This is a genomic window from Blautia sp. MSJ-9, from assembly GCF_018919065.1.
In the GTDB taxonomy this organism is placed as follows: Bacteria; Bacillota; Clostridia; order Lachnospirales; family Lachnospiraceae; genus Blautia_A.
In genome coordinates this window covers 26858-39991 of record NZ_JAHLQG010000010.1, presented here as the reverse complement: position 1 = coordinate 39991, position 13134 = coordinate 26858, and the positions used below count along the sequence as shown (strand labels likewise).

Annotated in this window: 16 protein-coding genes and 2 pseudogenes; 3 read left to right on the top strand and 15 right to left on the bottom strand. The window is 41.4% G+C overall.

The window, feature by feature from the left end; translation table 11 throughout:
* Positions 1–88, bottom strand: a pseudogene (locus KQI87_RS17450) (DUF6440 family protein); the annotation flags it as partial.
* A gap of 36 nt (positions 89–124) precedes the next feature.
* Entirely contained in the window at positions 125–295 is a 171-nt protein-coding gene (locus KQI87_RS02065; RefSeq protein WP_015535374.1) for a hypothetical protein, read from the bottom strand.
* Positions 296–743: 448 nt separating this feature from the next.
* Here KQI87_RS02065 and KQI87_RS02060 point away from each other — a divergent pair, with 448 nt between their 5' ends.
* Positions 744–950, top strand: coding sequence for a DUF6061 family protein (locus KQI87_RS02060; RefSeq protein WP_216458692.1), 207 nt, complete (start codon positions 744–746; stop codon positions 948–950).
* 147 nt (positions 951–1097) lie between these two features.
* Here the strand turns inward: KQI87_RS02060 and KQI87_RS02055 are convergent.
* Positions 1098–1754 (bottom strand): annotated as a pseudogene (locus KQI87_RS02055) (histidinol-phosphatase HisJ family protein).
* A 43-nt stretch (positions 1755–1797) separates the two neighbouring features.
* Positions 1798–2958 (bottom strand): MFS transporter, encoded by a 1161-nt coding sequence (locus KQI87_RS02050; protein ID WP_216458691.1) that lies wholly within the window; start codon positions 2956–2958, stop codon positions 1798–1800.
* A 113-nt stretch (positions 2959–3071) separates the two neighbouring features.
* Between KQI87_RS02050 and KQI87_RS02045 the strand changes: the two genes are divergently transcribed.
* Positions 3072–3971, top strand: coding sequence for a helix-turn-helix domain-containing protein (locus KQI87_RS02045; protein ID WP_216458690.1), 900 nt, complete (start codon positions 3072–3074; stop codon positions 3969–3971).
* A gap of 64 nt (positions 3972–4035) precedes the next feature.
* Here the strand turns inward: KQI87_RS02045 and KQI87_RS02040 are convergent, their stop codons facing one another.
* Together KQI87_RS02040 and KQI87_RS02035 are read right to left on the bottom strand one after the other, a co-directional pair.
* Entirely contained in the window at positions 4036–4938 is a 903-nt protein-coding gene (locus KQI87_RS02040; protein WP_253292334.1) for a DUF6040 family protein, read from the bottom strand.
* A gap of 154 nt (positions 4939–5092) precedes the next feature.
* Positions 5093–5425, bottom strand: a complete 333-nt coding sequence (locus KQI87_RS02035) for a winged helix-turn-helix transcriptional regulator (RefSeq protein ID WP_055053783.1) — start codon at positions 5423–5425, stop codon at positions 5093–5095.
* A gap of 142 nt (positions 5426–5567) precedes the next feature.
* Here KQI87_RS02035 and KQI87_RS02030 point away from each other — a divergent pair, with 142 nt between their 5' ends.
* The gene (locus tag KQI87_RS02030; RefSeq protein WP_020993659.1) at positions 5568–5921 is read left to right on the top strand and encodes a cupin domain-containing protein; all 354 of its coding nucleotides are present in this window, start codon (positions 5568–5570) and stop codon (positions 5919–5921) included.
* 102 nt (positions 5922–6023) lie between these two features.
* Here the strand turns inward: KQI87_RS02030 and KQI87_RS02025 are convergent, their stop codons facing one another.
* The 9 genes from KQI87_RS02025 to atpF all read right to left on the bottom strand — a co-directional run bounded on the left by KQI87_RS02025 (position 6024) and on the right by atpF (position 13107).
* Positions 6024–6254, bottom strand: a complete 231-nt coding sequence (locus KQI87_RS02025; RefSeq protein ID WP_015512798.1) for a hypothetical protein — start codon at positions 6252–6254, stop codon at positions 6024–6026.
* A gap of 26 nt (positions 6255–6280) precedes the next feature.
* Entirely contained in the window at positions 6281–6724 is a 444-nt protein-coding gene (locus KQI87_RS02020; RefSeq protein WP_004613236.1) for a GNAT family N-acetyltransferase, read from the bottom strand.
* A gap of 32 nt (positions 6725–6756) precedes the next feature.
* Complete coding sequence (locus KQI87_RS02015) at positions 6757–7359, bottom strand: Type 1 glutamine amidotransferase-like domain-containing protein (protein WP_055271744.1); 603 nt, start codon at positions 7357–7359, stop codon at positions 6757–6759.
* Between the two features lie 360 nt (positions 7360–7719).
* A complete protein-coding gene (gene atpC, locus KQI87_RS02010) occupies positions 7720–8121 on the bottom strand; it encodes an ATP synthase F1 subunit epsilon (RefSeq protein WP_117674861.1) in 402 nt (133 codons plus the stop codon).
* Positions 8122–8136: 15 nt separating this feature from the next.
* Positions 8137–9531, bottom strand: a complete 1395-nt coding sequence (gene atpD / locus KQI87_RS02005) for a F0F1 ATP synthase subunit beta (RefSeq protein WP_008704959.1) — start codon at positions 9529–9531, stop codon at positions 8137–8139.
* Between the two features lie 18 nt (positions 9532–9549).
* Positions 9550–10407, bottom strand: coding sequence for an ATP synthase F1 subunit gamma (gene atpG / locus KQI87_RS02000; RefSeq protein ID WP_216458689.1), 858 nt, complete (start codon positions 10405–10407; stop codon positions 9550–9552).
* Positions 10408–10427: 20 nt separating this feature from the next.
* Positions 10428–11957: a F0F1 ATP synthase subunit alpha gene (gene atpA / locus KQI87_RS01995; protein WP_216458688.1), complete on the bottom strand. Its 1530-nt coding sequence runs from the start codon at positions 11955–11957 to the stop codon at positions 10428–10430.
* Between the two features lie 110 nt (positions 11958–12067).
* Positions 12068–12607, bottom strand: coding sequence for an ATP synthase F1 subunit delta (atpH, locus tag KQI87_RS01990; protein ID WP_216458687.1), 540 nt, complete (start codon positions 12605–12607; stop codon positions 12068–12070).
* A complete protein-coding gene (gene atpF / locus KQI87_RS01985; RefSeq protein ID WP_117675022.1) occupies positions 12604–13107 on the bottom strand; it encodes a F0F1 ATP synthase subunit B in 504 nt (167 codons plus the stop codon). Before atpF ends, atpH begins: the two co-directional genes overlap by 4 nt.
* Positions 13108–13134: the final 27 nt, after the last annotated feature.

Sequence of the window (13134 nt, the reverse complement as noted above, 5' to 3'; positions counted from 1 at the left end):
TATCTACAAGGATTTGGCGAACTCCTTCATCCTTAAGCTGACTTCCGTCTCTAAATGTAACTTCAAATCTTTCTTCTTTCTTTGCCATGTTTATTTCTCCTTTTTTCAAGCGTTAAATTCTAATTTAATAGCGCAAAAGGAAATATATGACATACACCCAACTAAGTAATCCATGAAAAATCGCCCAGCCGACAGACTTCCACGTTGTATAACTAATAACCATAGCTAATGCACTTCCAAAAGTTATTCCTGATTTTACCGTTTTCTTGACAGTCATTGATTTATTATCTTCCATGTTTGTTTCCTCCACAAATTCCGAGTTGTTAAACTCTTTCTAATCGCCATCTTCTTGCCCTTCGGACAAGAAGCATCCCTCGCTCTAAAGAGCTCGGTCAATTCCGATTGAGATTTCACCTGTTTTAAGAAATTTAATAACTATTATATCTTGTTGTTAAGCTCTCCGCAAACCCTTGAAAATACTGAATTTATCACAGGTGAGCTTTCCCTTATTGTTTCCCTTGTGTTATATCGTCCCATCAGTGTTTACGAACTCTGATAAGGGCAAATACAAGGGCACAAGATGTCCGGTGGACATCTGCTCTGTGCCGACCGAAGCGGCAGCGGAGACCAAGAAAATCATATAACACAGTATAACACAAAATAAAAGTGGCATGGTGAACTGATTGAAATGCTTCTGATTTTTGTAACAAATGATTGATTGAATGATAAGGAGATAAGATACGATGAGAACAATATTTGCAGAATACAATCCACAACGAAACAGCATTGACATTTATACAAATGTTGGCTATATGCTTCGCATTGACTGCTGGGAAGCCGAAAAGGATTTAAAAACCACACCCGGATCAGACTGTGCATTGACTTCACTTGCAGTCGATGAACCACTTGAATATGCGAGATTATATATTGAGGGCAATTTACAGATGTGAGTAGATGCAGAAGATTCATTAGAGTTATAAAATGCAAGCAGCCTGTATGCTTCATTACACACAGGCTGCTTAATCAAATTTATTATAATTGATGAAAAATCGGTTGCATTTTGTCAAAAGTACAAAACTTTTTGGAGCCAAGTGCTTTTAATTCCTGAATTCCCAATATAATTTTAAAATATCCCTTGACGGAGTGAGATCAGACAATCCATATCTGTAACTGGAAGTATTTACCTCAATTCCTTTTCCGTCAGCAATTACTGTCTTTAAAATTTTAGTAAGTATCGGCTTCAATTTTTTTAATGAATAAGTACCGGCTTTATCATATCTGGTAATCAGATCCATGTGCCCTAAAACACTGTAATTGTGATAGTTCTCAACAAGGTATAATAATTCCTCATAGTAGCGTTCATTATATTCCTTCTGTGTCCTGCCACGTTGAAAATCCTGTGTCCAGAATTCTTTATCCTCCACTTCATGAACTGATAAAATGATAAAATCAAACGGAAATCTTGCAAACAGCTTTTCGTATTTTTCAATCGTATGTGCCTGCATACCAAATTCCAGTCCCAATTTTAATTCAATCTTATCATGATACAACGCCAACATTTTTTTTAATGTCTCGTAATAAGTCGGATAATGAACATTGGCCAATGGCATTTAATCTGGTTCTCCTGGACTACCTTTGCGATAGATCATTTTTCCCGGTTCATCCCAGTCTTTTTTTATGCCATAATCCACATGGTCAGTAAAACAGATTTCATCTAATCCCATTGCAATAGAATCTTGTATTACTTTCTCCATAGCATAATCAGAATCATCACTGAACTCTGTATGAACGTGATAATCAGCTCTCATAATGTACTTTCCTTTCCAACATCTCATGCATATACACCATCAATACAAGCAAAATCAACAAATATAACGGTAATAACCGGATAGATATGTGATTCGCAATTAAGCCAAATAATGGCGGCATCAGACACGTTCCAATATAGGCACTTGCCATCTGCACCCCTATAATTGCCTGTGAACGTTCCGCTCCAAAATGCTCTGGCGTGGAATGGATAATACAGGGATATATCGGTGCACAGCCTAATCCAATCAACGAAAATCCGATTAACGAAACAGCCTGCCCAAACGGAAGAATCATTATGATAATGCCTGTCAGGATAATTGCCTGTCCCATACGAATCATCTGCCTGTCTTTCAGTTTCATGGCAATAAATCCATTGATTCCACGACCAATCGTAATACCAATGCAAAACATACCCGCAAAGGAGGCTGCCGTTTTGGCATCTACACCTTTTGCCAGATTCAAATAGCTGCTTGCCCATAGCATGGTTGTCTGCTCTACGGCACAATAGCAAAAGAAACAGACCATGATTGCCTTTGCACCCGGAATTGCAAGAATTTCTTTCAGCGAAAGTACCTTTTCACTTGTGGTTTCTTCAAATAATGTGTTTTGTTTTTTCCATTTCGGTAGACTAAATATTAGAACTGCTGTAAGCACAATCTGCAATACAGAAATAATTCGATACCCTGTATTCCATGTGGTACCACCAGTGAGTACAGCACCCATAATGTATGGTCCAAGTGTTGCGCCAATTCCCCACATACAATGCAGCCAGCTCATATGTTTGCTGGCATAATGCAGTGCAACGTAGTTATTCAAAGAAGCGTCTACACTGCCAGCACCAAGACCATAAGGAATTGCCCACAAGCACAATAAAATAAAGCTATGGCTGATAGAAAATCCCCACAGAGCCAATGCTGTGATTCCAACACTTACAGCCGTTACCTTACCCGTTCCGAATTTCCTTGTAAGGCGGTCACTTTGTAAGCTGGAAATGATGGTTCCCAATGCAATAATCATGGAAATCATCCCCGCATAGGACACCGGGATCTGAAATTCAGGATACATATTCGGCCATGCCGCACCAAGCAATGCATCTGGAAGACCAAGGCTGATAAATGAAAGATAAATAATTCCTAATAAAAAGCTCATTTTTCATTCTCCTAATTTTTATTATATGTTATAATTATATAGTCGTAAAAATGGGATTTCAATTTTAAAACCGCCAGATACTATAACAAAACAGACAAATCAGGAGAAAGATTATGGCTTTACAAAAATGTGGCTTAAACAGAAATAATAAAAATAAAGAACTTCAGCCGCATGGCTCACTGGAATTTCCTTGTGCGGGTTATGAATCAACACATACAAATGCTATCTGTGATTTTATTCCCTGGCACTGGCATGAAGAATTTGAAGTCATTCACATCGTCGAAGGCAGTATGAAACTACAGGTATTATCCGAAACATTCACTATTCATGAAGGAGAAATCGCTGTTATAAATGCGAATGCGTTACATTGTGCATCTGGAGATCCTTATTGTAAACTTCAATCTCTTGTTTTTTCTCCACTTTTAATCACCGGTAATGTCAATTCTGCCTTTGCTTCCAGATATATTCTGCCTTTGATCTCGTGTACACGCTTCTCAAGTATTGTATTAAAAAACAAAAAGGCATCTGCATCAAACTGTTTTTCTATCGCATTTGAGGCGTTAAAAAATGATGCCTTTGCATATGAATTTACTGTCCGAGAACAGCTTGGTCATATTATGCTGGCTACATACTCCGAATTGGAACCTCAACAAACCGAGTCGTGTATTCATCAAAATATAAATTCTGTTCGTGTAGCTGCAATCTTATCTTTTATAGAACAACATTATCCGGAAAATATTACCCTTTCTAATATTGCTGAAATTGTAAATGTCAGTGAAAGAGAAACCCTTCGTTGTTTCAAAAAAATCACAGGAGAATCTCCTATCCAATATCTGTTAAAATACAGATTGATCCAAAGTGCATCTGTACTAACGGAATACCCGGATAAAAACATTTCTATTGTGGCAGAGGAATGTGGTTTTGATTCGCCAGCATACTATACAAAAAAATTTAAAGAATTTTATCTTTGTAGCCCAAGAGAATACAGGCAAGTTCATCAAGCTGTATTTTAAACATATAAAAAAATTGAGAAAACGACAGTTTACATCATCGTTTTCTCAATATCCTATTTATTCCCTAATAATGTCCCCGTTCTTTCACATAACATCTGATTCCGATATAAACCATATGTACCAGTAGCAACAACGTAATGAGATTTATAGAAATAACTGATTTTATCCATTCCCCAAAGTAAATTGCAATAGCTGTACTCGTTATCGCCACTATGATACTGAGGATATCCCAGCAATATTTCCGGTAGATTTTTCCAACCTGATAGCCACTCCAAACTATAATCCATCCTGTTATTATGAATAAAATTCCCAGAACAATAGCTACGATCAGCCAGTACATAAGCCCGGAAAGGATGCGGTTAGATATTCCGCTACTTAACTGTCCGAAAGAATCTGCCCCTATGACAAACTCCCGAAACAAGCTGCCCGTTCCTTTTCCTAACTCACCGAAAAAGATGTTACCGTCGTTAAGGAAAACTGGCGAAAGAATAGCGGTAAACAGTGTTGTTGTTATGCTGTACCATGCCAGCAGGAACAGGATACTTTCATAACCAACCGTCATTTTTTTATATTTCTTTTCCAGCTGACTTTTGCGGTTATCGCATTTTTCTTTTGCTTTCTGGTAAGCAGTGCGGTCACATTTTTCACATTTCTCATAAGGCACTTTTTTCTCAACAGCTACCTCTACCGTCTTTTGGTGTGTCTGTGCATAAAGTTTCTCCTGTTCTGCTTTTTCATACTTAAATTTCCATGCCACGACTTCTGCGTCGGCTCTTTTCCTGCTGTCTGTCTCTCTGGTCAATCGTTCCTCTGTTTGCCTTAATCTTGTCCGCAATGCTTCGATATTCTCGGCTCTGTTTTCGCTGTTCAATTTCTCGTTCAAGGTCAGCGATTCGTTTAGCTGCCTGTTCAGTTCCTGGATTGTCTGGTCTTTCTGATCCAGTTCGTCCTGCATCTGTTCGGTCATCAGCAGGAGTTTTTCCACACGCAACTAAAGTCAGCACACAAGTAAGACACAAAACAAAGAAAGAAATTTTTTCATAGGCATATTACCTCCACAACTTCCGATTTCTCAGTTTCAAAAAGCTGGAATTGTTCGAGCTTTTCAAATACTAACGTACCTAATTCCGTTCAATAATTGATTTATAGTAGTTACCAAAGTCAGCAAGTGAATTAACAATTGGAAGCATTTTTGTTCCGAGTTCCGTTAAGCCGTATTCAACTCTCGGTGGCTGCTCATGGTAATCGTGGCGATATGCCAGTCCATCACTCATCATTTGTCTTAAACTCTCTGTCAAAACCTTTTGTGAAATACCATCTATACTTCGTTGTAGCTCATTGAATCTCCATGGACGCTCTTTCAAGTTACGCAAAATCAGCAGTTTCCATTTTCCTCCGATGAGCGATACTGCTGTTGCAACTGGGCATTCCGGTAATTCTTCTTTCGCTCGCATAATTCTCACCTCCGAGTCTATTGTAACACATTCAATTTTGAGTGCACAGTTACAAAAAGGTGCGTACTTGTTTTTGTATGTGTCTCACACTATACTAATATCAAGCAACCAGAAACTACAAATTAACTATGGAGGTTTTATCATGGCAAATTACACAAAAACAACTATTGGAAAGGAAAACCGAATTGAGCTGCATGAAAAGTTGTCTTTAACAGGTGCAGAAATCAGTTTAAACGAACTACCTGCAGGAGCAAATGTCCCATTTGTTCATTCTCATAAAGAAAATGAAGAAATCTATGGAATTCTTTCAGGTAACGGCAAAGCCATAATTGATGGAAAAGAAATCAGCCTTTCAACTGGAGACTGGCTAAAAATCGCACCTGCTGCAAAGCGTCAGTTTTTTGCGTCCGATATTTCCGGAATTACTTATATCTGCATTCAGGTAAAAGAAAATTCTCTGGAACATTTTACAGCAGAGGATGCCGTAATCGGCTAATTAAAAGTATTTATTTACAAAAATGCACAGCTCCCGATAAACTAAGAACTGTGCATTTCTTTTTCTTAAATTTTACGATTTCTCAATTTTTTATATAAGAAGTTATGGCTTTAACTTCCTCCAAATAATCAGCTTTAGGATAATACATACGACCACCAAAACTGCCACCAAGGCACCATCCAACAGTAACTCTGTGTACCACGGTGCAGACTGCATGGCATATAAATTTGGATAGGTTTTAAAATGCCAGAACTTATAAATTCCGAATCCAATGAAAACTCCTATGAATGAACCAATAACGATATTTAAAAAACAATTCAACTTTCTCAGCATAGCAGTCCCCCCTTCCAAATTAGAAGTTATAAACATCTTTGCAAATATACCATATCTATTAACTGTACACCACACTCATAAATTGGGTGGTCATAATTGTCCGTAAAGAAATTCGGAATATTGTGAGATCGGACAAATCCGCATTTTTCATAAAACGGTACGGTCAACGGGCTGTCACCTGTTCCAACCTGCAAAATAGAATATTCATCTGCATATTTACTTGAAAGGAAGTCAATCAATGCTTTTCCATAGCCCTGTCCTTGATTCTGAGGATCAACTGCAATATTTTTAATTTCAAGTATTCCATTATCTTCATCAGTAACGACACATTCAGCTTTTACATTACCATCTTCAAGTACATACATAGTACCTTTTTCAAGATAGTGATCAATCATATTTTCCTGCTCATCAGCTAATAACAATAATGCTATAAATTGCTTTTTATTCTCATTCACTTCTCGGATTTTCATATCTATTACTCCGTCAAACTGGAATTTTCAAATTAGTCTTTGCAAATAACCTTTGAACCTTCACCATCAATTACAATTCCCTGACGGTTGTTAATCGGGCATAGATTCAAATCCGAAAACTCGGTCATTATTTTCTCGGTAACTTTCTTAAATGGTGCTGTAAGATAATGCGGAAGAACATAGAAATCAATCAAATCAAGCCCTGCATCATCTTCTTGTGAGTAGTCCTCTGGCTTTTCATCCATTTGCTCGATATATTGGATGCTTGGAGCGCATATAATTGCGCCTGCCGACTCGCCAATCATCAATTTTCCATTTGCCAATTCCTTTTTCAGTAGCCCATCAGTTCCCGTTTTACGGAGCTGGTCCATAAGAAAGAAAGAATTTCCGCCGGTAAAATATATCACATCTGCTTCTTCAAAAACAGACTGTATCGTTGAATAAGCCTCCGTTGAAATATCAATTTCAGTTACGATTGCTCCCAACTTTTTGAATAATTTTCGAGCCGAGCCGACATAACCGGTGTAGCCTTCACGCAGTGAAGCTGTTGGAATAAATGCGACTTTCTTATTTTCAATTTCTTCCTTTATCAGACTTCCCACACTTGAAAAGTGCGAACATAAAAATAATTTCATCAATATTCTCCTTTATAAATTTCGATTTGTTACTCACATGATATCATATTTTTTCTTCAATTACATCCACCTAATTTTAATACACTGCCATTCGGCTTTATTCATCATTTTTTCCTTTTGGTTTCCCCGCAGGGGACTTACCTGATTCGCTTAAAGTGTATTTAAAAGAGCCAACCACCAGCATAGAAAAATAATTTATTTCATGTCCGAAACCGCACATGAAATAAATTATTTTTCTATGCGTCCCTCCTTCAAATTTTTCCTACTATATCCCCCAAAATCATATATACAACAACCAAAAAGACCGACAGTCTCACCCTTCCCGGATTCCCTGTCAGTCTTTTAATAACTCTTATTTTCTCAGCTCTTCACACTCAAACGCACCAACGCCCTCTGCAGCTTAGCCTCCACAATCTTATAATCATGATCCGTCAGACCACCTTTGGCGATCATCTCCTCAGCTCTTTTCTTAGCTTCCTGCGCGCGCTGCTCATCAATATCCTCTTTCCACTCCCAGGTAGTTGCAAGGACACGGCACTTTCCGTTCATAACAGAAAGCATCCCACCAATACAGGCTGCGGTTCGTCTGCTACCGTCTTCCATTACCACACTAGCTTCACCCATTCCCAGGGCAGTACAGTAATTACAGTGTCTGGCAAGAATAGCCAGATCACCACTGACAGTTCTGCAGATCACACGCTCCACATTACCTTCAAAGAGCAATCCGTCCGGTGTTCCAATTCTCAATGGGAAAGTACTCATAGGACATTTCCCCCTTTACTGATTCTTGGCTTTTTCAAACACTTCATCGATGGTTCCCACAAACAGGAAATAACTCTCAGGAATGTCATCACACTCACCGTTCAGGATCATCCTGAATCCTCTCAACGTTTCCTTCAGCGGAACATATTTACCAGGCATACCTGTGAACTGTTCTGCTACAGAGAAGCTCTGTGACAGGAATCTCTGAACCTTACGGGCACGGCTTACAGTACGTTTGTCTTCCTCTGACAACTCATCCATACCCATGATGGCAATAATGTCCTGAAGCTCTTTGTAACGCTGAAGAACTCTCTGTACTGATCTGGCAATCTCATAATGCTCTGTTCCTACGATTTCAGGAGAAAGGATACGGCTTGTGGAATCCAGAGGATCAACAGCCGGATAAATACCCTGGCTGGAAATCTCACGGGAAAGTACAGTTGTTGCATCCAGATGTGAGAATGTAGTTGCAGGAGCCGGGTCAGTCAGGTCATCGGCAGGCACATATACAGCCTGTACAGATGTAATGGAACCCTTTCTTGTGGAAGTGATTCGTTCCTGCAGGTTACCCATTTCAGTTGCCAGTGTAGGCTGGTAGCCTACGGCTGACGGCATACGTCCCAGAAGCGCGGACACTTCGGAACCTGCCTGTGTGAAACGGAAAATATTATCAATGAAAAGGAGCACATCCTGGTTCTTCTCATCACGGAAGTATTCCGCCATGGTAAGTCCGGAAAGTCCGACTCTCATACGTGCTCCAGGCGGCTCGTTCATCTGACCGTAAACCAGAGCAGTCTTGTCGATAACTCCACTTTCTTTCATTTCATTGTAAAGGTCATTTCCCTCACGTGTACGCTCTCCTACACCTGTAAATACGGAAAGTCCGCCGTGTGCAGTTGCTACATTGTGGATCAGCTCCATGATAAGAACTGTTTTTCCTACACCTGCACCACCGAAAAGACCGATCTTACCACCCTTTGCATAAGGACAGATCAGGTCAACGACCTTAATTCCTGTCTCCAGGATCTCTGTTGCAGGCATCTGTTCTTCATAAGAAGGAGCCTGACGATGGATAGACCAGCGTTCCTTTGCCTCCGGTGCCGGAAGATTGTCTACCGGGTCACCCAGAAGGTTAAATACTCGTCCCAGGCATTCCTCACCTACAGGAACGGAAATTGGACCGCCTGTATCCAGAGCTTTGGCACCGCGCACCAGACCGTCGGTAGAATTCATGGCAATACATCTTACCACATCATCACCAACCTGCTGTGCAACCTCGGCAACCAGCTTTGCGCCATCATTATCAATCTCTATGGCATTGAGAAGAGGCGGCAGTTCATCGTGCGCAAAGCGGATATCCAGTACCGGACCGATAACCTGCACTACCTCGCCAATGTGTTTTTCACTCATGTTTATAATCTCCTATTTCTAAAGACCTTCCGCACCTGCAACAATCTCCGTGATTTCCTGCGTGATGCTTGCCTGACGCGCTCTGTTGTAATAAAGGTTGAGCTGATCGATCATCTCTTCCGCATTACTTGTGGCTGCGTCCATAGCCATACGTCTGGCTGCCAGTTCACTTGCGGTACTTTCGCAGATACCACCATAAACCAGTCCTGCCAGATATTCCGGAACAATGGCATCAAATACTGTCTCTCCGTCCGGTTCATAGAGAATCAGATTCTTCGTCTCTATCTTACCGCCGCTTTCCTCTCTGATATCAGCCATAGGAAGCATGGAAAATACCTCCGGCTGCTGGGAAAGCATGGAATTAAAGACAGTATAGCATAATTCAATATGGCCAAAGGTTCCTTTGCGAAATTCCGTGCAGAGCATATTTGCCATCTCAAAACAATCCGCTACAGAAATACTTCCTGCCTCTGCAAACTGTTCTGTCAGAGCTTCAATCCCTCTCTGACGGAAATATTCCACTGCTTTCTTTCCAACCGGCAGAACCATATAGTCCTTACCCTCAGCAGACGCCTCCAGACATTTGAAAAGATTGGTGTTATAACCACCTGCAAGTCCTCTGTCACCTGCGATCACTACATAGCAGGTTTTATTATTCGGGGACTCTTTTGCATAAACGGATGAGAAATCTGTATTCTCTCTCGCAATATCCTTCAATGTCTCGTGAAGCTCTGTAAAGTACGGACGACATACCTCTGCACGTTCCTTTGCCTTACGCAGTTTGGAGGACGCTACAAGCTCCATGGCCTTGGTAATCTGCATGGTACTCTGTACACTTTTAATACGCAGCTTTACCGCTTTCATATTCGAAGCCATACGATACCCTCCTAATCACTTTATTTCTCAGGTCTTGTATTCAGGAAGTTCTCTGTATACGCATCCAGTACACCGCGAAGCTTCTGCTCTGTTTCCTGCTCCAGCTTACCTGTTGAGCGGATCTCCTGCATAACCTCTACGCCTGCTGCATCTGTATCCAGATAGGTATATAATCCTGATTCATATACATTTACGTCTTCAACTTTTACTGATTCAAGAACACCCTTTGTAACCGCATAAAGGATCGCAACCTGTTTCTCTACAGGAACCGGCGCATTCTGGTTCTGTTTCAGAACTTCCACAATACGTGCTCCCTGTTCCAGACGTGCCTTTGTATCAGCATCCAGATCAGAACCAAACTGTGCGAAGCTCTGCAGCTCACGGTACTGGGAATAAATCAGTTTCAGTGTTCCTGCTACCTTCTTCATTGCCTTGATCTGCGCATCACCACCAACTCGTGATACGGAGATACCCGGGTTTACAGCAGGCATGATTCCTGAATGGAATAACTCTGTCTCCAGGAAGATCTGTCCGTCTGTAATAGAAATAACGTTAGTAGGAATATAGGCAGATACATCACCTGCCTGTGTCTCAATGATCGGCAGTGCTGTCATGGAGCCACCGCCATGTTCATCGTCCAGCTTCGCTGCACGTTCCAGAAGTCTGGAATGCAGATAGAAAACATCACCCGGGTAAGCTTCACGTCCAGGTGGACGACGGATCAGCAGGGAAAGTGCGCGATATGCAACCGCATGCTTACTCAGATCATCATAAATGATCAGCACGTCTTTTCCCTTATTCATAAAGTATTCACCCATTGCACATCCGGAATACGGTGCGATATACTGCAGCGGGCTTGACTCAGATGCTGTAGCGGCTACGACGATGGTGTAATCCATCGCGCCATTTCTTGTCAGGTTCTCTACTAATGTAGCTACTGTGGAACGTTTCTGTCCGATGGCTACATAGATACAGATCACATCTTTTCCCTTCTGGTTAATGATGGTATCTGTAGCGATCGTTGTTTTACCGGTCTGACGGTCACCGATGATCAGTTCTCGCTGTCCACGTCCGATAGGGATCATGGAGTCGATGGCTTTGATACCGGTCTGGAGAGGCTGATATACAGATCTTCTCTCACAGATTCCAGGTGCCTTACTCTCAATTGGCCGGAATTCTTTTGTATCAATCGGGCCTGCTCCGTCAATTGGCTGTCCCAGTGCATTTACAACACGTCCAACCATTGCTTCGCCTACCGGTACAGACACGACCTTGCCTGTACGCTTTACGGTCTGACCCTCACCAATGTTCTCATCTGAACCAAAGATTACGATGGAGACACTGTTCTCCTCCAGGTTCTGTGCCATACCGAAGCTTCCGTCCTCAAATTCCAGAAGTTCTCCTGACATACAGTTTACCAGTCCGCTGGCTCTGGCAATACCGTCACCAACCATAAGGATCGTACCTGTCTCGTTCTGTTGAATGGCATTTTCGTAATATTTTATCTGGCTTCGGATGACCTTGGAGATTTCCTCAGGTTTTAATTGCATGTTTCCATTCCATCCTTTTATATTCTTTTATTTTCGATTCCAGGACCAGTATACTAAAATCATTCGTGTCCGCACGAAAAGACTTCTTAACCTGTAATCCTGATATCTTCTCACATTACCATTTCATTCAGTTTCTTTGAAATACCGGAAATACGACTCTGCACTGTACCGTCAAGCTGCACACCTTCCAGTTCCACACGAAGTCCGGCGATTACGGATGTATCGGTCTTCTGTACCAGATACACCTGCTTTCCTCTTATTTTCTCAAGCTTCGCTTTCAGAGCCTCCATCTGAGTTTCACTGAGCTTCACTGCACTCGTCACTACCGCTTCTGCGATTCCATGTGCACTGTTGTAGCGTCTGATGAACTCTTCGCAGCATCCGGCAAATTCTCTCAGAATCTTGCGTTCACACAATAATTTCAGGAAATTCACCAGATATCTCTCTGCCTGTCCTCCGAAAGCCTCTTCGATCATCTTAAGTCTCTCTTTCTCAGGAATTGCCGGTTCTCCCAGCAATTTCAGATATCCTGGATTTTCTCGAAAAATCTGTCTGACTGCGATCATCTGCTCCATGATCTGTCCATCGAGTTTCTCCTCAGCGGCAAGGTCATACAGGCTGCCGCCGTACACTCTGGCAGTTTTTGTCATGATGCCTCACCTACATTCTCAATAAACTCATCAATCAGTTTTGTATGATCTTCTTCATTAATTTCGCGCTCGATCACTTTTCCGGCAATCTCAACAGCCATACCGCCAATCTCTTCTTTGATCTCGTTGACTGCTTTACGTTTCTCCTGGGCAATGTCTTTCTCTGCCTTTTCTTTCATGGCAGTTACCTGACTGGAAGCTTCTTTAATCATCTCTTCACTCTGGATCGCAGCTGTTTTCTGAGCTGTCATCACAATGTCGTTTGCTTTATTCTTAGCTTCCTGCATATTCTTCTCATATTCTTCTTTCATTGCCTGGGCTTCTTCTTTTGCCTTCACCGCATCCTGAATCTCAGCATCTGCTTTCGCCTTACGCTTGTCCAGCATCTCGTTGATCGGCTTGAAGAGGAAACGTTTGATCAGATATACCTGAATAAAAAGGTTGCAAATCGTCGCTATAAAATTCCACGGCACAATTCCAACTAATTCCTGTACCTGCATGTTTGTAACCTCCTGTCTATACTTATG